Genomic DNA, 21,106 nt, shown 5'->3' with positions numbered 1-21,106 from the left:
ATACATATTAAATGTATTTTTATTAGAAAAAACTTATTTTTATACAAAAAGAGCACCTAGATGAGAGGAGTTTTACAAAATGACGCAAAAGAAAAAAGTGGTTTTAGCATACTCAGGAGGGCTTGACACTTCTGTCGCGATAAAATGGCTCCAAGAACAGGGGTATGATGTGGTTGCCTGCTGTCTTGACGTCGGTGAAGGCAAGGATCTTGCATTTGTCCAGCAAAAAGCGCTTCAGGTTGGGGCTGTTCATTCATATATGATTGACGCAAAAGAAGAATTTGCAAAGGATTTTGCTTTGACCGCCCTTCAGGCCCATACGTTGTATGAAGGAAAATATCCGCTGGTTTCAGCTCTTTCAAGACCGCTGATCGCAAAGAAGCTTGTTGAAATTGCTGAAAAGGAAAATGCCGAAGCCGTTGCCCACGGCTGCACTGGCAAAGGAAATGACCAAGTGCGCTTTGAAGTATCCATTAAATCATTGAATCCGGATTTGGAAGTTCTCGCGCCGGTACGCGAATGGAAATGGTCCCGCGACGAAGAGATCGCCTATGCAGAAAAGCACGGCATTCCGATTCCGATCAATCTTGACAGCCCATATTCAATCGACCAAAACCTGTGGGGCAGAAGCAATGAATGCGGCATCCTTGAAGACCCATGGGCTGCGCCTCCTGAAGGAGCGTATGATTTAACAAAGCCGCTTGAAAAAACCCCTGATATACCCGATGTGATCGAAATTGCTTTTGAACAAGGAATTCCGGTATCCATTGACGGTGTTCCATATTCACTGTCAGACTTGATTTTAAAGCTGAATGAACTGGCAGGCGAACACGGAGTAGGCCGTATCGACCACGTTGAAAACCGTCTTGTCGGCATCAAATCGCGCGAAGTATATGAATGCCCCGGCGCCATGACGCTCATCAAAGCGCATAAAGAGCTGGAAGATTTGACATTGGTTAAAGAAGTGGCGCATTTTAAACCTTTGATCGAACAAAAAATGGCTGAAGTGATTTATAACGGTCTGTGGTTCTCCCCGTTGAAAGATGCGCTTTTCGCTTTCTTGAAAGAAACACAGAAGCATGTCACAGGCGTCGTCCGCGTCAAGCTGTTTAAAGGCCATGCGATCGTCGAAGGCCGCCAGTCTGAGTATTCTCTCTATGATGAAAAATTAGCGACTTACACAAAAGATGATGCATTTGACCATCATGCAGCAGTGGGCTTTATCGAGCTGTGGGGGCTGCCGACAAAAGTAAACAGCATCGTCAAGAAAAAGGAGCAGATTAAAGCATGAAAAAGCTTTGGGGAGGCCGGTTCCAAAAAACACCGGAAAAATGGGTCGATGAGTTCGGAGCATCGATCCACTTTGACAAAACGCTCGTAAAAGAAGATATTGCAGGGTCTCTCGCCCATGCTTCAATGCTCGAAAAGTGCGGCATTTTAACAGAAGAGGAAGCGGAAAAAATAAAGGAAGGCCTGACATCTCTTTTGCACAAAGCGGAAAAAAATGAGCTGGATTTTTCTGTCGATTACGAAGACATTCATTTAAACCTCGAAAAAATGCTCATTGATGAGGTCGGACCGCTCGGTGGAAAACTTCATACGGCAAGAAGCCGCAACGACCAAGTGGCGACTGATATGCATCTCTATTTAAAACACCACACAGAGCATATCATCGAATTGATCACAGCTTTTCAAAGCGTGCTTGTCGATCAAGCGGAAGAGCATGTTGAGACGATTTTACCAGGATATACGCATTTGCAGCGGGCTCAGCCGATTTCATTTGCTCACCATCTATTAGCCTATTTTTGGATGCTTGAACGTGATAAAGAACGCTACAGTGATTCATTAAAACGGATTAATAAATCGCCATTGGGCTGCGGCGCCCTTGCAGGGACGACATTTCCGATCGACCGTGAATATTCGGCCGAACTGCTCGGTTTTGATTCCATTTATGAAAACAGTCTTGACGGAGTCAGCGACAGGGACTTCATCCTCGAATTTTTAAGTGCGAGCAGCATTCTGATGATGCATTTATCGAGATTTTCCGAAGAAATCATTCTTTGGTGCTCACAGGAATTTAAGTTTGTCGAACTTGATGACACATATGCCACAGGCAGCAGCATGATGCCGCAAAAGAAAAATCCGGACATGGCGGAGCTCATCCGCGGGAAAACCGGACGCGTATACGGTGATCTGCTCGGTCTGCTGACAATTATGAAGGGCCTCCCGCTGGCTTACAATAAAGACCTTCAGGAAGATAAAGAAGGCATGTTTGATACGGTCAAAACGGTGGAAGGAAGCCTGGAGATTTTTGCCGGGATGATAAAAACGATGACGGTGAACAAGAACATGATGAAAAAAGCCACAGAACAGGATTTCTCAAATGCAACCGAGCTGGCCGATTACTTGGCGAAAAAGGGTATGCCGTTCAGAGAGGCGCATGAAGTCGTCGGCAAGCTTGTTTACACTTGTATTGAGAAAGGCATTTTCCTCAGCGGTCTGCCGTTTGAAGAATTTAAAAATGCGAGCGCGCTGTTTGAGGAAGATGTCTACATCGTGCTTGACCCTCATCATGCGGTCGAGAAAAGAATGAGTGAAGGCGGGACCGGATTTAAAAAAGTGGAGGAAGCTCTTCAAAAAGCAAAGCAATGTTTGAACAATTTTTAACACTTCCCGATTCGATTCATAACTGCGCCGATTTGAACGCAAAATAAAGCTGTGAATCGAAAAGAGGGGTGTAGGAATGAAAAAGGATCAGTTACAATCGGCATATATGTTTGATGCCGATGGCGAAAAAGAAACCGTTCAGCAAATCTCCGATGCCTATTTCAGCGGATTTGTTGCTCATGATGACGAACAGCCGCTTTTAGATCAAGACAAACAATAAAAAGCCGGCACAGGCTGAAGCCCGATTGTACGATCGATGGCTTCAGCTTTTTTTAATAGCTGCATATTTGAAAAATGCCGATGTTCCATATGTGATATCCTCAAGGTTTTGTAGTAAAGTATAGATAGAAAAGAATATCATGCCAATGATGGTGAAAACCGAGAACCAATGCTTGGGAGGGAAAGATGTGCGCCATGCGTTAATAACAGCCGGTTCAAAAGGTTTGGGGCGTAAAGTGACCGAAGCGCTCTTGAATAAAGGGTATTCAGTGACGGTCAACTACAGGCAGGATGAAGAAGCTGTCGGCCGCCTCAAATCAGAATGGCGGTCATGCCTTGACCGTTTGCAGTTTGTAAAAGGGGATGTTACGAAAAAGGAAGACTTGCTTCACATGGTGAATGCTGCTCTCGAGCGGTTCGGAAAAATCGACCTGCTGATTAATAATGCCGGCCCATACATATTTGAACGGAAAAAGCTCGCAGATTATACTGATGATGAGTGGTATGACATGCTTGAAGGGAATTTAAGCTCTGTCTTCCATCTGTTTAAAGCGGTCATTCCGATCATGAGAAGACAGCAGTTCGGCCGGATCATCACTTACGGATTTCAGGGGGCGGACCATGCGCCGGGCTGGCTGCATCGCTCCGCTTTTGGAGCGGCAAAAGTGGGGCTTGCATCTCTGACGAAAACGATCGCCATTGAAGAAGCGGGCTCAGGCATTACAGCCAATATGGTCTGCCCGGGCAACATCGTCGGAGAGATGAAAGAAGCCTCTATTTCTGATTCGAGGGCTTCCCTCGACAAAGAAACACCGATCGGCAGGTCGGGAACCGGTCAAGATATTGCAAGGATTATCACCTTTCTTTGCGACGAAAATTCAGACTACATTACTGGAACAGTGATTGAGGCAACAGGCGGCTTGAATGTGATAAACCGCCATTCTCTCTAAATGAGGATTAAAATTAGACATGAGGAGTGGATATGATGAAAGTGACATACCATGGCCATTCAGTGATCACAGTTGATACGGGAAAGCACAGTTTAATCTTCGATCCGTTTATCACAGGAAATTCTTTAACAGATCTAAAGCCTGAAGACGTCAAAGCGGATGTCATTCTGCTGACGCACGGCCACAACGACCATGTCGGTGATACAATGGAAATCGCCAAGCGAAACGATGCGCTGGTCGTAGCTCCGAACGAACTCGCGGTATATCTCGGCTGGAAAGGTTTGAACGTACATCCGATGCACATTGGCGGCTCACATCAATTCGATTTTGGGAAAGTGAAATTAACCCAGGCTTTTCATGGCTCCGCTTATACGGAAGAAGACAGCCAAAAAATCGTCTATACCGGAATGCCGGCTGGAATCCTGCTGACCGTTGAAGGAAAAACGATTTTTCATGCAGGAGACACCGGACTCTTCTCAGATATGAAGCTCATTGGCGAACTGAATCATATTGACCTCGCATTTTTGCCGATCGGTGATAATTTTACGATGGGCCCTGAAGATGCAAAACTTGCTGCTGAGTGGCTCAGGGCAAAACAGGTTGTTCCTGTTCACTACTCTACGTTCCCGGTGATCGAACAGGACCCGCACGCCTTTGCAGACAGTCTGCCGGGCGGCGTCGGGAAAGTGCTTGAGGTCGGAGAATCGCTGGAATTTAAATAGGCTTTTGTTCACCAGGGTCCCGCTTCCGGGTCCCTTTTTTACAGCCGAAATCGTTATATGTAAATCAAAACATGTCAACCATGGTATAATACGAGCAGCGAAAAAGTTGGATACATCTTTGGAGGGTGATTATGAGGGTATTGAAATATGCGATTTTAGGGCTGCTGGATAAAGGAAGCCTGAGCGGCTATGACATGACAAGCCGTTTTAAAGCCGAACTTGGCCAGTTTTGGAGCGCAAAGCACAGCCAGATTTATCCCGAATTGAAAAAGCTTACAGATGAAGGATTTATTGAATTCAAAACGGTCATACAAGGCTCGAAATTGGAAAAGAAGATGTACTCCATCACGCTTGAAGGAAAGCGCGAGCTCCATGAGTGGCTTACGGCATTTAAGCCTGTGCCTGACACGGTGAAAGATGAGTTTATGTTAAAAGCTTATTTTATTTCTGCGATGGACCTTGAGGAAGCCAAAGCGCTTTTTGCCGACCAGCTTTCCAAAAGAAAAGAGAAAGCCGCCTTTTTAAAAAAAAAGCTTGAAGAGCTGAAAGAGGAAGCGGGTCAATCGATTTCGTTTCGGTCGCCGCACTTTGGCCATTATTTGTTGCTGACAAGGGCGCTCGAGCGGGAAAATGGCTACTGTTCCTGGCTTTTAGCAGCGCTTGAGATGCTGGCGGATGATCAGCCTCCGGCATGACAGCCGGCTTTTCTATGATGTGACATGGTTAGGCCGGATTGCGGTCAAAACGCCCAAGCATTTATAATAAAACCATAATAAGCAGTCAGAGGATGAAGGTGAAACGATTGGCGACAAAACATGAACAGATTTTAAAATATATTGATTCCCTGTCCGTCGGCGAAAAAATCTCTGTCAGACGGATAGCCAAAGAGATGAAAGTAAGCGAAGGGACAGCTTACAGAGCGATTAAAGAAGCTGAGAACAAAGGATTCGTCAGCACGATCGAAAGGGTCGGCACGATCCGGATCGAGCAAAAGAAAAAAGAAAACATTGAAAAGCTGACATACGCTGAAGTGGTAAATGTGATAGACGGACACGTTCTCGGCGGTAAAGCAGGGCTTCACAAAACGCTCAACAAATTCGTCATCGGCGCGATGAAGCTTGATGCGATGATGAGATATACCGGAGCCGGCAACCTTCTGATTGTCGGAAACCGGATCGATGCGCATCGCCAGGCTCTTGAAGCGGGCGCCGCTGTTTTGGTAACAGGCGGTTTTGACACGGAACCTTCGATTATTGAGCTTGCAGACAGGCTGGAGCTACCGGTCATTTCCACCAGCTATGACACGTTTACGGTTGCAGCCATGATCAACAGGGCGATTTATGACCAGCTGATTAAAAAAGAAGTCGTGCTTGTTGAAGATATTTTAACCCCGCTTGAAAAAACGGTCTGCTTATCTCCGCAGGAAAAGCTGGAAAGATGGTATGAAAAGAACTTTGAAACGGGCCACGGCCGTTTTCCTGTCGTTGACGATCAGATGAAAATCCATGGTATTTTAACTTCAAAGGATGTTGCGGGATATGGCCGTTCGGTGCTGATTGAAAAAGTCATGACGAAAAATCCGATTACGGTTGTCGGCAAAACATCTGTAGCTTCAGCGGCGCAAATGATGGTCTGGGAAGGAATCGAAGTGCTTCCTGTTGTAGATGAGCGCCAGAAGCTGATCGGCATGATCAGCAGACAGGATGTTTTAAAAGCGCTTCAAATGATTCAAAAACAGCCGCAGGTCGGCGAAAAACTTGATGATATCGTGACAGGCGGGTTCAAGGAATCCGAAAATGACAAGAACAAGCCTTCTCCCGTGTATCAATATGAGGTCACACCGCAAATGACAAACCACTTGGGGACGATTTCTTACGGCGTTTTTACGACGATACTGACCGAAGCGGCGAACCGCTTTCTGCGTTCGCTTAAAAAAGGAGAGCTTGTTATAGAGAGCATGACGATTTATTTTTTAAAGCCCGTTCAAATGGAGTCTGTCATTGAAATTAAACCGAATATTCTTGAAGCCGGAAGGAAATTCGGAAAAATGGATATCGAAGTCTTTCACCAAGGTGCTCTTGTCGGAAAAGCGATGATGATGGTGCAGCTGATGGAAAGAAGCTAAGGGACGCTGTGATGTCCCTCTTTTTTGCTTATGCGTTTTCCCTTTCGTTTTCTTTCGCAAGCAATGGGACGTAATGCTTATATGCTTTGTATCCGGCCCACATGCTTCCTAATCCGGTCAAAATAAAAATGATACCAATCACGACGGTTAAAGCGCCCCGGTGTATCACCAGCTGATTAACGCCGAAAAACATGATGAAAAGGCCTAAACTCATACTTGATTTGGCGGACAAGTATTCCTTTTCAACGGCCCTTTTTGTGCGTACATATTTAACTTTGTAGTACACATAAGCAATCGCTGAAATCACAATGAAAAAAACAAAAAACGGCATAATCGACATCCTCCATTGTAAGTTTTACAAACCCATTGTATACATAAACGGGTCCGCTTTCTACAATAAAAAGTCATGACTTTCACTTTCCACCATCAACAGATTATGATTTAATGGTTAAAAACAAGTAAAGAAGGGGCTCGGCATGAAAAACGAATTGATCAGAACCATATCATTATATGACACTATCATTATACATAGACATGTGAGACCGGATCCAGATGCTTATGGATCTCAATGCGGCCTTACGGAAATCCTGAGGGCAACCTATCCGGAAAAAAATATTTTTGCAGTCGGAACACCTGAACCATCCCTGTCGTTTTTATATACCCCTGATGTCATTGAAGACGCTGTGTACGAAAATGCACTTGTCATCGTCTGCGATACAGCCAATCAAGGGAGAATTTCCGATTCGCGCTACCATTTAGGCAGCAAGCTGATCAAAATCGACCATCATCCGAATGAGGATCAGTATGGCGATCTTTTATGGGTTGATACAAGTGCAAGCTCAACGAGCGAAATGATTTATGAATTATATCTGGCCGGAAAAGAAGCGGCGGGCTGGAAGCTTCCTGTAAAGGGAGCGGAACTGATTTATGCGGGCATCGTCGGCGACACCGGACGCTTTCTCTTTCCGAATACAACAAAAAAGACATTGAAATATGCCGGAGAGCTGATCGAATATCCTTTTTCTTCCCAGGAGCTTTTCGATCAATTATATGAGACAAAATTAAACGTTGTGAGGCTGAACGGATACATTTATCAAAATGTCTCCCTGTCCGAAAACGGCGTTGCCTCCGTTTTCATCACTCAGGACATTTTGAAGCAGTTCAATATTACACCGTCTGAAGCTTCACAGCTTGTCAGCACGATTGGCAATATTTCAGGCATTAAGGCATGGGTGTTTTTTGTGGAGGAAACCGATCAAATCAGGGTAAGGCTTCGGTCGAAAGGACCGATTGTCAATGAAGTCGCGAAAAAATACAACGGCGGAGGCCATCCGCTCGCGGCCGGCGCTTCCATTTATGACTGGAAAGACGCCGAACATGTCATCGCCGATTTGGAGCGGATATGTAAAAAAGGCAAATAAGAGGGGGAGTCCCCCTCTTTTTGTGCAGTTTGACTGTAAGTGTTTGCATTTCGTGTCTGCGGGATATGAAGAATCCCCGCTTGAACGCGCCCGTCGAAAAGCTAAACTGGCTATGTTTGTAAGCATCCTTTTAACGCAGACGCATGTATTCTTGCTTATTCAGGGATAAACCAGGATCCAAGATCTGTCACATCCTCATAGACATGGATGTTTTGAGCTTGCAATTCTTTTTTGATAAGGGACGCGAGACTTTCAGTTTCCGCATAAGCTGAAAAACCGAGCTTGATTCGGTTGACTTTATCTCTTGCCAGCTGATGGTAACTGTAAATGTACATTCTGCTTTCCTCCCTTTTTTAGCTTTCGTATCGCTTACTGTCAGTTTAAAATAAAATATGGAAAAAAGCGACGAATGTCTTTAAATAGTTAAAAAAAATCCATATTTTTATTCCGAAAAGGATATTTTAATTTCTACGGAAAGCCTTGTATAAATCGTCAGTTCAGCGACCTTCGCTTTATAGGTTTTATCGTTTATCGTATATACTTTGTTTTCAATCGTCCGCTTTAAAAGCTCTTTTGTTCGATAGACGCTCTCAATATCCTTTGTAATCACATCGGAAATATTATCGCGGATGTGCTCCTCAAAGTTCATCATGTCAGGCTGGGACAGCTTATATTGTTTGCCGTTGATCAGCTTGACATCCACACTTTGTATCAGCAGCTTTCTTTTGTTATCCTCATTCAGCTTGTGGAGATCTTCCCGATAAATGGTGATCTGATCATTTAAATCTTTGATGCGCTCCTTCTGCTCCCGAATCATCACGACCTGTTCCTCCTGAAAGGTTCCGTACGTAAACAGGAAAACGAACCAGCTGATGATGGCTCCGCACATCATTCCCGCAAAAAAACGCTGCCACCCGGGTTTTTTATAGTAAGGGGGAATTCTCATGAGGAAATATGCTCCTGTGTCAGCCAATTGATGATCAGAAACCCTGTCTGCGCTCCTCCCATAGCCGAAAGAATCAGGAGAAGCTGCTTCACGATGTCTCTCGTATTGCCTTCGAAGATGCCTCGCTCAAAGCTGTAGACCGCATCAAACGTACCGCCGATTGCTGCAACCAGCGCCCAGATTTTCAGGCGGTTTGCAAGGCTTGTAATAATCGTCAAAGGCGGCTGGCCTGATAAATAAGCGCCGATTCCGCCGATTAAAGCACCGCCGAGAAGAACGCCCAGAGCAATAAAATAACAGCTGATAAAGTTTGGAAAAAAGGGCTGTTCAGGGTCCATTCCGATCACCTCACCTTCTAACATGATATGGACAAAGAAAGACAAGTATGATTGATGATAAAAAAAGAACATTTGTTTCTCATTGATTCACATCTTATAATGAAAAGAGATGGCTCGAAAAAGGAAGGGGTGACAGAATGCCTTTTGTTCACCTGCAAGTACATAGCGGCTACAGTTTATTAAACAGCGCCGCATCTGTAGAGGATCTCACGGCCAAGGCGGAAGAGCTGGGTTACAGCGCATTGGCGCTGACGGATGACGAGGTCATGTACGGAGCGGTAGAGTTTTATAAAGCATGCAAAAAACGCGGAATCAAGCCGATTATCGGACTGACCGCAGCCGTTTTGACTGATGAAAAAGAACAGATTGCATATCCGCTCGTTCTTTTGGCGAAAACAAACAAGGGATACAAAAACCTGCTGAAAATCAGCAGCGTTTTGCAGTCAAAATCAAAAACAGGCATCAAAGAAAAATGGCTCAAAAGCTATCATGAAGATATCATTGCGCTGACAACAGGTGAGACAAGCTATGTTGAAGCGCTTTTAAAAGAAGGGCTGCTTGAGGAGGCGCAAGAGGCCGCTCTCCGATACAAATCAATCTTCGGAGAAGACAGCTTCTATTTGTCGTATCAGCCGTACAAGGCGGACCCGCTTCTTTCCAAACGCATTCTTGAGCTGTCCGCAACAACAGGAATTCCGGTTGCCGCATCAGGCGATGTGCGGTATATCGATAAAGAGGATGTGACAGCCTATACCTGCTTAAAGGCGATTAAGGCGGGGGAGAAGCACGATGGAGACCTGCAGGCTGAAGGGGATCAAAATCTGGATCTAAAACCGCCGGCTGAAATGCTTGACATATACCGCGACCATCCGGACGCATTGGAAAATACCGTGAAGATCGCAGGGCAATGCTGCGTCGATTTGAGCCTCGGCCAGACGCGCCTGCCCAAATATCCCGCTCCGGCCGGAAGGAATGCGGACGATTATTTAGCAGAACTTTGCTTTGCCGGTCTCAGCAAGCGGTTTGCCGATCCTCCGCACGAATATGTGAGCCGGCTTGAATATGAGCTTTCTGTTATTAAAGACATGGCGTTCAGCGACTATTTTCTGATCGTTTGGGATTTTATGAAATTCGCACACGAAAACGGGATTATTACCGGGCCGGGCCGCGGTTCTGCCGCTGGTTCTTTAGTCGCCTATGCGCTGTTTATTACCGATGTAGATCCGATCAAGCACAAGCTTCTGTTTGAACGGTTTCTAAATCCAGAACGGATCAGCATGCCGGATATTGATATCGATTTTCCGGATGTGAGAAGAGACGAAGTCATTCAGTACGTCAAAGATAAATACGGTGCATTGCACGTCGCACAGATTATTACATTCGGCACATTGGCCGCCAAAGCGGCGCTGAGGGATGTCGGCCGGGTGATGGGCATCAGCCCGAAGGAAGCCGACCAGCTTGCAAAACTGATCCCTTCGAAGCCGGGAGTGACCTTGAAGGAGGCCAGAGAGCTTTCTTCAGAGCTTGCAAAACGCCTCAATGAATCAAAAAGGCTGCAGGAAATATTTAAAACGGCCCAAAAAATCGAAGGACTGCCGCGCCATACATCAATTCATGCGGCAGGCGTCGTTTTAAGCGAAGAGCCCCTGACGAATATTATACCGATCCAGGAAGGCCATGACGGTGTGTATTTGACGCAGTATTCCATGGGCTATCTGGAAGATTTGGGGCTTTTGAAAATGGACTTTCTCGGTTTGCGCAACTTGACGCTCATTGAGTCCATCAAGTCGATGATTGAAAAGAAAGAACGGATAACGATTGACTTCTCGGAGATTTCTTATGAAGATGATCAAACGTTTCAGCTGTTGTCAAAAGGAGATACGACAGGCATCTTCCAGCTGGAATCGGCCGGCATGAGAAATGTTTTAAAAAAGCTGAAGCCGACCAGCCTTGAAGACATTGTCGCCGTCAATGCGTTGTACCGCCCCGGACCGATGGAAAATATTCCGCTGTATATCGAGAGAAAGCATGGACAGGCACCAGTGCATTACCCGCACGAAGATCTGGCTGAGATTTTAAAAGATACGTATGGTGTCATCGTCTATCAGGAGCAGATTATGATGATCGCTTCGCAAATGGCGGGGTTCAGATTGGGGGAAGCCGACCTTTTGCGAAGAGCAGTCGGCAAAAAAAACAAGGAAATTCTCGATACAGAGAGAAATCATTTTATTAACGGGTGTCTGAAAAAAGGATATTCCGCAAAATCAGCCAATGAAGTGTATGATCTGATTGTCAAATTTGCCAATTACGGATTTAACCGCAGCCATGCGGTAGCCTACAGCATGATCGGCTACCAGCTTGCCTATTTAAAAGCCCATTTCCCCCTGTACTTCATGTGCGGCCTGCTGACGAGCGCGATCGGCAATGAGGAGAAGCTGGCTCAGTACATCTATGAAGCGAAAGGAAAAGGGCTGGACATTTTGGGGCCTTCGGTCAACAAAAGCGGCTATCCGTTTGCAGTAGAAAACGGAGCGCTCCGCTATAGTTTGCGGGCTGTGAAAGGCGTCGGAATTTCCGCGGTGAAAGAAATTTACAGAGCGAGAAAGGAAAAGCCATTCGCTGATCTGTTTGATTTTTGCGTTCGAACCTCTGTGAAAAGCGTTAACCGGAAAACGATAGAAGCGCTGATTTTTTCCGGGGCAATGGATGAATTCGGCGAAAACCGCGCGACTTTGCTTGCTTCGATTGACATTGCTTTGGAGCATGCCGAATTGTTTGCGGGAGACCATGATCAGCTGGGATTCTTTCTTGATGAAGCCATGACGATCAAGCCGAAATATGCAGAAACGGAAGAAATGCCGCTCGTCGATCTGCTCGCCCGCGAGAAAGAAACGCTTGGCATTTACTTTTCGAACCATCCGCTCTCCGTCCATCGCACCGGGTTAAATCAGGCGGGGGCTCTGCCGATCATTCAGCTGCTCGGTTCCAGTCAGAAAAAAGCCGCTCTCGGCGCGCTTTTGACCAAAATGAAAACGATCCGCACAAAAGCGGGGCAGACGATGGCTTTTCTGGAATTAAGCGATGAAAGCGGAGAAATGGAAGCGGTCGTTTTTCCCGAACAGCTCAGACAATTTTCACCGATATTGAAAGAAGGGGCATCGATTTTTGCAGAAGGCCGTCTTGAAACAAGAAACGAAAAGCGTCAGCTGATCGTCACCGCGGCTTCCCTGCTTGAATCGCTTCATACAAAGAAGCAGCCTTCCGTCTATATCAAAGTGGAAGAAAATCAGCATACCCAAGAAATGCTTGAAAAAATCAGCAGCCTTTTGCTGGAGAACAAAGGGGAGACACCTGTCTGCATATATTATGAAAAGAAAAAACAAACGATGAAGCTTCCCGACGCCTATAATATAAAGGCCGACCACGCAGTACTGTACAGGCTCAAAAGCGTTGTCGGGGAAAAAAATGTCGTGCTGCGTTAACATTTACATGAGCATATGGGATTAAAAATATCGGGAATTGTGTTATCATTTTTAAGATTCAATTGCTCGTCTTACAAGCATCTTAAGCAGGAAAACGCAGCAATAATTTAGGCAAAATTCCCTTGAAGGAGTGTTTGTTAACATGTCATTGAAAGAAAAAGCACTGCATATGCACAAAGTCAACCAAGGTAAATTAGAATCAAAATCAAAAGTCCAGGTGCGAAATGCAGATGATTTAAGCCTTGCGTATTCTCCCGGTGTAGCTGAACCGTGTAAAGCGATTTATGATGATAACAGCAAAGTATATGATTATACAATGAAGGGAAACATGGTAGCAGTCGTATCAGACGGAACGGCTGTGCTCGGTCTCGGCAATATCGGCCCTGAGGCTGCCCTTCCTGTCATGGAAGGAAAGGCGGTTCTTTTCAAAAGCTTTGCGGGCGTGGATGCCTTCCCGATTTGTTTAAACACTTCAAATGTTGATCAAATCGTTGAAACCGTCAAGCTTCTTGAGCCGACATTCGGCGGTGTCAACCTCGAAGATATTGCGGCTCCAAACTGCTTTGTCATAGAAGAGCGCCTTAAAAAAGAAACAAAAATCCCGGTTTTCCATGATGATCAGCACGGTACTGCGATCGTAACCGTAGCCGGACTTGTCAATGCCCTCAAACTGTCAGGCAAATCGATGTCTTCGGTAAAAGTGGTGGCAAACGGTGCGGGTGCAGCCGGAATTGCAATCATCAAGCTCCTTTATCATTTTGGCGTGCGCGACATCATTATGTGCGACACAAAAGGCGCAATTTATGAAGGCCGCCCGAACGGCATGAACGCGGTTAAAGACGAGGTCGCAAAGTACACAAACAAAAATCGTATAGATGGCCCGCTAAAAGACGTGATTCAAGATGCGGATGTCTTTATCGGTGTTTCCGTTGAGGGGGCCCTGACAAAAGAAATGGTTGAAAGCATGGCAGACCAGCCGATCATTTTCGCCATGGCCAACCCTAACCCGGAAATCATGCCTGCGGAAGCTCATAAAGCCGGCGCCAGCGTCGTTGGCACAGGACGTTCAGATTTCCCTAACCAAGTGAACAATGTTCTTGCTTTCCCTGGCATTTTCCGCGGTGCGCTCGACGTCCGTGCGACACACATTAACGAAGAAATGAAAATCGCCGCCGTTGAAGCAATCGCCTCACTTGTTTCCGACGAAGAGCTGAAGCCTGAATACGTCATTCCGGCTCCATTTGATCCGAGAGTCGCTCCTGCGGTCGCAAAAGCTGTTGCAAAAGCCGCTATGGAAACAGGAGTGGCAAGGATTGACGTAGACCCTGAAGAAGTCGCTGAAAAAACAAGAAAACTTGCGGTTATCGAAGGAAATTAAACTTCTCATTTTATCAGCGCGCGGCCGCTCTGACTCAAGAGTTGTCACGCGCTGTTTCACGAATGAGATGATCGGTTTTTTCTCTTATTGGGGATGCTTTTAGGGGAATCCTACGGCATGAGGAAAATTTTTTTCGACTCGCTTTTCTGGACTTTTGTATCCGCTCTCAAGGCTTATATATCAATTTGCCAGTCTCTGATCTCGGTCACCTTGATTCGGACTTTGCCGATTAAAAAATGTCGAATTGAGGATGACACGGTTTGACAAAAAAAGTACAATAGTTTCGGTATAGTGATGTTCTAGTCTATGAGCAGGACAGGCATATATGAAGAAACCCTTCAGAAAAGGGAGGTAATCTTTTGTTAAAGGATATATTCAGTAAAAAGAAAAAAAAATACGCTTCCGTTCCTGCGGAAAAAGCAAAGCAGGATGTACCGGAAGGGATCATGACGAAATGCCCTGGTTGCAAAAAAATCATGCTCACAAAAGAGCTCGATAAAAACTTACGGGTTTGCATGAACTGCGGGTATCATCTTCAAATGAACGCGAAGCAGCGTATAAAAAGCCTGCTGGATGATCAATCTTTTGAAGAATTTAATCAGGATCTGGTTTCAGAAAACCCGCTGGAATTCCCGGGATATCTGGAGAAGCTGGAAAAGGACCGGGAGAAAACGTCTTTAAATGAGGCTGTTGTAACCGGAAAAGGCACAATCGACGGTTCTCCGGCGGTTGTTGCAGTTATGGACTCTAACTTCAGAATGGGAAGCATGGGATCTGTCGTAGGTGAAAAAATTACGCTTGCGATTGAAAAAGCGAAGGAAGAAAACATTCCTTTTATCATTTTTACCGCCTCCGGAGGAGCGAGGATGCAGGAGGGCCTTCTGAGCCTGATGCAGATGGCTAAAACAAGTTCGGCATTAAAGCTGTTCAGTGAAGAAAACGGCTTGATCATTTCGGTCATGACCCATCCGACGACTGGCGGAGTGTCCGCAAGCTTTGCGTCCCTTGGAGATTACAATCTCGCCGAGCCGGGCGCACTGATCGGCTTTGCCGGCCGAAGAATTATCGAACAAACAATCCGTGAAGAACTGCCCGAGGATTTTCAGACCGCGGAATTTTTGCTGAAACACGGTCAGCTTGACTCTGTCGTGAACAGAGCTGACATGAAAAAAACGCTCAGCAACATTTTGAATATGCATCAGACTGGAGGTGATCTCGAGTGGCTGGAGAATTAGAATTTGAAAAGCCGATAATCGAATTGCGTGATAAGATTGCCGAACTGAAAAAATTCACGCAGGATTCAGATATGGATTTAAGCTCTGAAATTACAAAGCTTGAAGCGCGTCTCGAAAGGCTTGAAGAAGATATTTATACAAATCTGAAAGCATGGGACAGAGTCCAGATTGCAAGACATCCAAATCGTCCGACAACGCTTGATTATATAGAACATCTCTTTACCGATTTTTTCGAATGCCACGGAGATCGTTATTTCGGTGATGATGAAGCGATTGTCGGCGGAATCGCCAAATTTCAGGGTCTTCCTGTAACCGTCATCGGCCACCAGCGCGGCAAGGATACGAAGGAGAACATCCGCCGCAATTTCGGGATGCCGCATCCAGAAGGGTACCGAAAAGCGCTGAGACTGATGAAGCAGGCCGACAAATTTAACAGGCCGATTATTTGCTTTATTGATACAAAAGGAGCTTATCCGGGAAAAGCGGCTGAAGAAAGAGGACAAAGTGAAGCCATTGCGAAAAACCTTTTTGAAATGGCAGGACTATCCGTGCCCGTCATCTCGATCGTCATCGGAGAGGGAGGCAGCGGAGGAGCGCTTGCTCTCGGTGTTGCAAACCGCTTATTTATGCTGGAAAACTCAACTTATTCGGTGATTTCTCCCGAAGGAGCGGCAGCGATTCTCTGGAAGGATTCAGGACTTGCAAAAAAAGCGGCTGAAACAATGAAAATCACTGCTCCAGATCTCAAAGAATTAGATATTATTGATCATGTTATAAAAGAAGTAAGAGGCGGAGCACACCGCGATGTGAAACAGCAGGCCGCATATATTGACGAAGTGCTGAAAGATGCGCTCAAGTCCCTGATGAAACTTGACAAAAACGAGCTGATCCAGCAAAGATATGACAAATATAAATCAATTGGAAAAATTTCGACTGAAAACCAATATGTTGGGATAAAATAAGTAAACGTGAGGCCTTTTGGCTCACGTTTATTTTTTATGGTCAAAGAGAAAGTGAAAGGATTGTGTCTTTTACCGCGATTTTTCAAAGAGTTTGTTTAAAATTTATTTAAAAACTTTTTGTTTAATTGTATAATGAGTAAGGTTTTATAAGGGACTTCGGAAAATTTTACATCCCTTTTCATTGTTTTTACGACAATGAACGTGTTAAGGTAAATTATATATGTTTTCGAGGTGAAAAAGATGAAACGTATCGGAGTATTGACGAGTGGCGGGGATTCCCCGGGCATGAACGCGGCTGTTCGCGCGGTTGTCAGGAAAGCGATATACCATAATGTAGAAGTTTACGGAATTTATAACGGATATTCAGGTTTAATCAACGGAAAAATAGAGAAGCTGGAAATCGGTTCAGTCGGGGATATCATTCATCGCGGAGGAACGAAGCTTTATACGGCAAGATGTCCTGAGTTTAAAACAGTAGAAGGACGGGAAAAAGGAATTGAGAATTTAAAAAAATATGGTATAGAAGGATTAGTCGTCATCGGCGGAGACGGTTCTTACATGGGAGCCAAAAAGCTGACAGAACACGGCTTTCCTTGTGTTGGCGTGCCGGGAACGATCGACAATGACATTCCTGGAACAGATTTGACGATCGGATTTGATACGGCGTTAAACACCGTTATCGATGCAATCGACAAAATCAGAGACACAGCTACATCCCATGAACGTACATATGTGATAGAAGTAATGGGCCGTCATGCCGGGGATATCGCTCTATGGTCAGGTTTGGCTGGAGGAGCGGAATCCATTCTGATTCCTGAAGCCGATTACGACATGGACGAAATTCTTGCCAGACTGCAAAGAGGACATGAGCGCGGCAAGAAACACAGCATCATCATTGTGGCTGAAGGTGTCGGCAGCGGAGTTGAATTCGGAAAACGAATCGAAGAAGCCACAAATCTCGAAACTAGAGTATCGGTGCTTGGGCACATTCAGCGCGGAGGTTCGCCAACGGCCGCTGACCGCGTATTGGCAAGCCGTCTGGGAGCTTTTGCGGTTGAACTGCTTCTTGAAGGAAAAGGCGGGCGCTGCGTAGGTATTCAAAATAACAAGCTTGTTCATCATGATATTATTGAAATTCTTGAGCACAAACATACCGTTGATCAGAGCATGTACCGCCTGTCCCAAGAACTGTCAATCTAGTGTATAACCCGAGGAGGAAGCAATATGAGAAAGACTAAAATAGTTTGTACAATTGGTCCGGCCAGCGAAAGTATAGAAAAGCTGACTCAGCTGATGGAAGCCGGCATGAACGTTGCGCGTCTAAACTTTTCCCACGGAGATTTTGAAGAGCACGGCGCAAGAATCCAAAACATCCGTGAAGCTGCCAGCAAGCTCGGAAAAGATATAGGTATCCTGCTTGATACAAAAGGACCGGAAATCCGCACACACACAATGGAAAACGGTTCTATAGAACTGGAATCCGGATCACAGCTGATCGTTTCAATGGATGAAGTCATTGGAACAACTGAAAAAATCTCAGTTACATATGACGGATTGATTCATGATGTATCAAAAGGTTCAACCATCTTGCTTGACGACGGTTTGATCGGGCTTGAAGTCACTGAAGTAAACGCGGACAAGCGCGAAATCGTGACGAAGGTGATGAACAGCGGAACATTAAAAAATAAAAAAGGCGTGAATGTCCCTGGTGTCAGCGTGAACCTTCCAGGAATTACGGAAAAAGACGCGAAGGACATCGTCTTCGGAATTGAACAGGGCGTTGATTTTATCGCTGCGTCATTTGTACGCCGTCCGTCAGATGTTCTTGAAATTCGTGAATTGCTTGAAGAGCACAAGGCAACTGACATTCAAATCATTCCTAAAATTGAAAATCAGGAAGGCGTCGATAATATCGACCGCATTCTTGAAGTATCAGACGGTTTGATGGTTGCCCGCGGGGATTTGGGTGTTGAGATTCCTGCTGAAGAAGTGCCGCTCGTCCAAAAAGAATTAATTAAAAAATGCAATGCGCTTGGCAAGCCTGTTATCACGGCTACACAAATGCTTGACAGCATGCAGCGCAACCCGCGTCCGACACGCGCTGAAGCAAGCGATGTCGCGAATGCGATCTTTGACGGCACTGACGCGATTATGCTTTCCGGTGAAACGGCAGCCGGGAATTACCCTGTCGAAGCGGTACAAACGATGCACAATATTGCATCCCGTTCAGAAGAAGCGCTCAACCATAAAAAAATTCTTTCCGCCAGAAGCAAACAAGTCGGCATGTCGATTACAGATGCGATCGGCCAGTCCGTTGCGCATACCGCGATTAACTTGGAAGTGTCGGCAATCGTAACACCTACAGAAAGCGGCCACACAGCGAGAATGATCTCTAAATATCGTCCGCAGGCGCCGATCGTGGCCGTTACCGTTAACGACTCTGTTTCAAGAAAACTGTCTCTTGTGTTCGGCGTTTTCGCGACGAGCGGACAAAATCACAGCTCTACAGATGAAATGCTTGAAAATGCCGTGCAAAAGTCATTGGATACAGGCATCGTTCACCATGGCGATTTAATTGTGATTACGGCTGGCGCTGTCGGTGAAGCAGGTACGACGAACTTGATGAAAGTATATGTCGTCGGTGATATCGTTGCAAAAGGGCAAGGAATCGGACGCAAATCTGCATTTGGTGAAGTGGTCATTGCCCAAAATGCAAAAGAAGCGGAAGAAAAAATGAAAGAAGGCGCCATCTTGGTGACAAAAAGCACTGACCGTGACATGATCGCATCCCTTGAAAAAGCGGCTGCGCTGATTACGGAAGAAGGCGGCTTAACAAGTCATGCGGCAGTCGTAGGCTTAAGTCTCGGCATTCCTGTCATTGTCGGTGTGGAAAATGCGTCTTCCATCTTGACAGAAGGAGAAGACATTACGGTCGACTCTGCCAGAGGAGCCGTTTACAGAGGACGTGCAAGCGTGCTTTAATCGCTTAGTTTATCGAAGAAGGGGAAGCCATTTCCCTTCTTTTTTTACAGGCTGAAAAAAGCATGACAAGAGCGGCCGTTCGCTTCAATAAAGAATCATGGGGTGAAAACAATGAAGTTTTTTTTACTATTTCTCGTCATCTTTCCTGCAAGTGAAATCGGCCTGTTCTTATTGTCTGCAAACTGGATCGGTGTGCTGCCGACGGTTTTGCTGATCATATTGACGGGCTTTCTTGGTGCGGCTCTGGCCAAAAGACAGGGGATCGAGGTCTACCACAAAGTCCAGCGTGATCTTCAATACGGAAAGATGCCAGGAGATGCCATCTTAGACGGGCTCTGCATTTTCATCGGCGGCATGCTGCTTTTGCTGCCTGGGTTTTTATCAGATATCATCGGTTTGCTCCTTCTCTTTCCGGCCACACGCAATCGTTTAAAACCATTCTTATCCCGAAGGCTGAAGAAGATGTCTGAAGGCAGGCGGGTCAAAATCATCAAATAAACTCCTGAGGCGGCAGCCTGCTGTAAAGCGGTTTGTCGTTTATTTTTGGTCTCCTTTAATAAAAAGCCATATTTCTGTTAAAATTCCCGTTGTAAAGAGAGCCTGAATGACAACCAGAAGAACGGGGCCTATGATCAGCCCCAGAAACCCAAACAATTTAAAACCGGCAAAAAGGGCGATTAAAGTACCTAAGGGATGGAGGCCGATGGATTGGCTTAAAATTTTCGGCTCGGCAACCTGTCTGAAAAGCAGAACAATGATATACAAAATGCCAAGGCCTATCGCCAGCGGCAGTTGTTTGGCCAGTACTAAATATACAATCCAAGGGACAAATACAGATCCCGCCCCCAGATAAGGAAGAAGATCGACTACTCCGATTAAAAACGCGATCGCAAGCGCGTGATTGACCTTCAATACCAAAAGCCCGATCAGCACGAGCACCATTGTGATCGCAACAAGTGCAAGCTGGGCCTTCAAAAAGCCGGCTAATGCTTTTTTCAGTTCAGCATAAACCGCTGCCGTGCCCGAGATCAGACGATCAGGAAAAACGGTCTGCGCCCTCTCTTTTAACTTGTGAAGATCTTTGCTGATAAAAAAGGTGGCCAGCAGCGAAAAAATCAGCACGGCGGCCGTATTTGGCAGAAATGCAAAAAAAAGCGGCACCATTTCAAGAATTTTAGACAGAAATAAAGCGGTGCTTGAAGCGATTTCACTCCCTAAATTTTGGACCTGTGTGATGATCGATTCCTGCTGGCCGGCTTCAAGTCCATCGAAGAAAGCGGCAAGCCGATTATAAAGCGGCATGATCCTGTTTGTGAAAAAATACTCGATAAAAAGGGCTGCTTTATTAAACTGGGCAGGCAGTATTTTAGCCAAATAGGCTGTCCCAGAGACGATTTCGGCGACGACCAATGTCAAAAAGCCGGCTCCTGCGACCAGAAAGCCGCTCAGAACAATCCCGACATTGAGACCCCTCGGAAAATCCGTCCGCTCTTCCAGCCATTCTACAAAAGGGTTGATGATAACAGCGAGTATAAGTGCAATCACAAACGGATAGGTTAACGGAAAAGAGTAGTAGGCAAGCCCTCCTGCAGCCGTGATCAGCAGCAGCACACAGCCTGCCCGCAGTGCAATGGCGATATAGGATTGATTCACTTCTACATCCTCCTGGTCAGAAAGCG

Annotated in this window: 20 protein-coding genes; 15 read left to right on the top strand and 5 right to left on the bottom strand. The window is 45.8% G+C overall.

All coding sequences use genetic code 11. The features are described 5' to 3' along the window. Positions 1-79: 79 nt before the first annotated feature. The 7 genes from BTA30_RS19760 (at position 80) to BTA30_RS19735 (ending at position 6,683) form a co-directional block, all read left to right on the top strand. Entirely contained in the window at positions 80-1,291 is a 1,212-nt protein-coding gene (locus tag BTA30_RS19760; RefSeq protein WP_076763307.1) for an argininosuccinate synthase, read from the top strand. Beyond that, complete coding sequence (argH, locus tag BTA30_RS19755; RefSeq protein ID WP_076763304.1) at positions 1,288-2,667, top strand: argininosuccinate lyase; 1,380 nt, start codon at positions 1,288-1,290, stop codon at positions 2,665-2,667. Before BTA30_RS19760 ends, argH begins: the two co-directional genes overlap by 4 nt. 76 nt (positions 2,668-2,743) lie before the next feature. Beyond that, positions 2,744-2,887 (top strand): hypothetical protein, encoded by a 144-nt coding sequence (locus tag BTA30_RS23465; RefSeq protein ID WP_164470264.1) that lies wholly within the window; start codon positions 2,744-2,746, stop codon positions 2,885-2,887. Positions 2,888-3,074: 187 nt separating this feature from the next. Next, the gene (locus BTA30_RS19750; RefSeq protein ID WP_076763301.1) at positions 3,075-3,836 is read left to right on the top strand and encodes an SDR family oxidoreductase; all 762 of its coding nucleotides are present in this window, start codon (positions 3,075-3,077) and stop codon (positions 3,834-3,836) included. A 35-nt stretch (positions 3,837-3,871) separates the two neighbouring features. Continuing rightward, positions 3,872-4,558 (top strand): metal-dependent hydrolase, encoded by a 687-nt coding sequence (locus tag BTA30_RS19745; protein WP_076763298.1) that lies wholly within the window; start codon positions 3,872-3,874, stop codon positions 4,556-4,558. A gap of 131 nt (positions 4,559-4,689) precedes the next feature. After that, complete coding sequence (locus BTA30_RS19740) at positions 4,690-5,253, top strand: PadR family transcriptional regulator (protein WP_076763295.1); 564 nt, start codon at positions 4,690-4,692, stop codon at positions 5,251-5,253. Between the two features lie 107 nt (positions 5,254-5,360). Next, complete coding sequence (locus tag BTA30_RS19735; protein WP_076763292.1) at positions 5,361-6,683, top strand: CBS domain-containing protein; 1,323 nt, start codon at positions 5,361-5,363, stop codon at positions 6,681-6,683. Positions 6,684-6,711: 28 nt separating this feature from the next. Here BTA30_RS19735 and BTA30_RS19730 read toward each other — a convergent pair whose 3' ends face one another. Then, positions 6,712-7,014 (bottom strand): YtpI family protein, encoded by a 303-nt coding sequence (locus BTA30_RS19730; RefSeq protein WP_076763290.1) that lies wholly within the window; start codon positions 7,012-7,014, stop codon positions 6,712-6,714. A 145-nt stretch (positions 7,015-7,159) separates the two neighbouring features. Between BTA30_RS19730 and BTA30_RS19725 the strand changes: the two genes are divergently transcribed. Further along, positions 7,160-8,104 carry a DHH family phosphoesterase gene (locus BTA30_RS19725; protein ID WP_076763287.1) on the top strand — a complete coding sequence of 315 codons (945 nt, stop codon included), beginning with the start codon at positions 7,160-7,162 and terminating at the stop codon, positions 8,102-8,104. Between the two features lie 155 nt (positions 8,105-8,259). Here the strand turns inward: BTA30_RS19725 and BTA30_RS19720 are convergent, their stop codons facing one another. The 3 genes from BTA30_RS19720 to ytrH form a co-directional block, all read right to left on the bottom strand. Continuing rightward, entirely contained in the window at positions 8,260-8,439 is a 180-nt protein-coding gene (locus BTA30_RS19720) for a YtzJ family protein (protein WP_076763284.1), read from the bottom strand. 107 nt (positions 8,440-8,546) lie between these two features. Beyond that, on the bottom strand, positions 8,547-9,050 hold the full coding sequence (gene ytrI / locus BTA30_RS19715; RefSeq protein ID WP_076763281.1) for a sporulation membrane protein YtrI: 504 nt from the start codon (positions 9,048-9,050) through the stop codon (positions 8,547-8,549). Beyond that, positions 9,047-9,388, bottom strand: a complete 342-nt coding sequence (gene ytrH, locus BTA30_RS19710; RefSeq protein ID WP_076763349.1) for a sporulation membrane protein YtrH — start codon at positions 9,386-9,388, stop codon at positions 9,047-9,049. Before ytrH ends, ytrI begins: the two co-directional genes overlap by 4 nt. A 137-nt stretch (positions 9,389-9,525) precedes the next feature. Between ytrH and dnaE the strand changes: the two genes are divergently transcribed. From dnaE to BTA30_RS19675, 7 genes are all read left to right on the top strand, one after another. Further along, positions 9,526-12,870 (top strand): DNA polymerase III subunit alpha, encoded by a 3,345-nt coding sequence (gene dnaE, locus BTA30_RS19705; protein WP_076763278.1) that lies wholly within the window; start codon positions 9,526-9,528, stop codon positions 12,868-12,870. Positions 12,871-13,012: 142 nt separating this feature from the next. Next, on the top strand, positions 13,013-14,248 hold the full coding sequence (gene ystJ / locus BTA30_RS19700; RefSeq protein WP_076763276.1) for an NADP-dependent malic enzyme: 1,236 nt from the start codon (positions 13,013-13,015) through the stop codon (positions 14,246-14,248). A gap of 359 nt (positions 14,249-14,607) precedes the next feature. After that, a complete protein-coding gene (gene accD / locus BTA30_RS19695) occupies positions 14,608-15,483 on the top strand; it encodes an acetyl-CoA carboxylase, carboxyltransferase subunit beta (RefSeq protein WP_076763273.1) in 876 nt (291 codons plus the stop codon). Then, entirely contained in the window at positions 15,468-16,445 is a 978-nt protein-coding gene (gene accA, locus BTA30_RS19690; protein ID WP_076763270.1) for an acetyl-CoA carboxylase carboxyl transferase subunit alpha, read from the top strand. Before accD ends, accA begins: the two co-directional genes overlap by 16 nt. Positions 16,446-16,685: 240 nt before the next feature. Continuing rightward, positions 16,686-17,645: a 6-phosphofructokinase gene (gene pfkA / locus BTA30_RS19685; RefSeq protein ID WP_076763267.1), complete on the top strand. Its 960-nt coding sequence runs from the start codon at positions 16,686-16,688 to the stop codon at positions 17,643-17,645. A gap of 24 nt (positions 17,646-17,669) precedes the next feature. Next, entirely contained in the window at positions 17,670-19,427 is a 1,758-nt protein-coding gene (gene pyk, locus BTA30_RS19680; RefSeq protein ID WP_076763265.1) for a pyruvate kinase, read from the top strand. A gap of 111 nt (positions 19,428-19,538) precedes the next feature. Continuing rightward, positions 19,539-19,925: an FxsA family protein gene (locus BTA30_RS19675; RefSeq protein ID WP_076763262.1), complete on the top strand. Its 387-nt coding sequence runs from the start codon at positions 19,539-19,541 to the stop codon at positions 19,923-19,925. Between the two features lie 39 nt (positions 19,926-19,964). On the opposite strand, the gene ytvI is transcribed toward BTA30_RS19675, so the two are convergent. Then, positions 19,965-21,080, bottom strand: a complete 1,116-nt coding sequence (gene ytvI, locus BTA30_RS19670) for a sporulation integral membrane protein YtvI (RefSeq protein ID WP_076763258.1) — start codon at positions 21,078-21,080, stop codon at positions 19,965-19,967. Positions 21,081-21,106 lie beyond the last annotated feature (26 nt).

It is taken from the genome of Bacillus swezeyi (genome assembly GCF_001969815.1).
Classification (GTDB): domain Bacteria; phylum Bacillota; class Bacilli; order Bacillales; family Bacillaceae; genus Bacillus; species Bacillus swezeyi.
The sequence above is the reverse complement of the archived record's forward strand: the minus strand, read 5'-3'. Positions and strand labels throughout refer to the sequence as shown.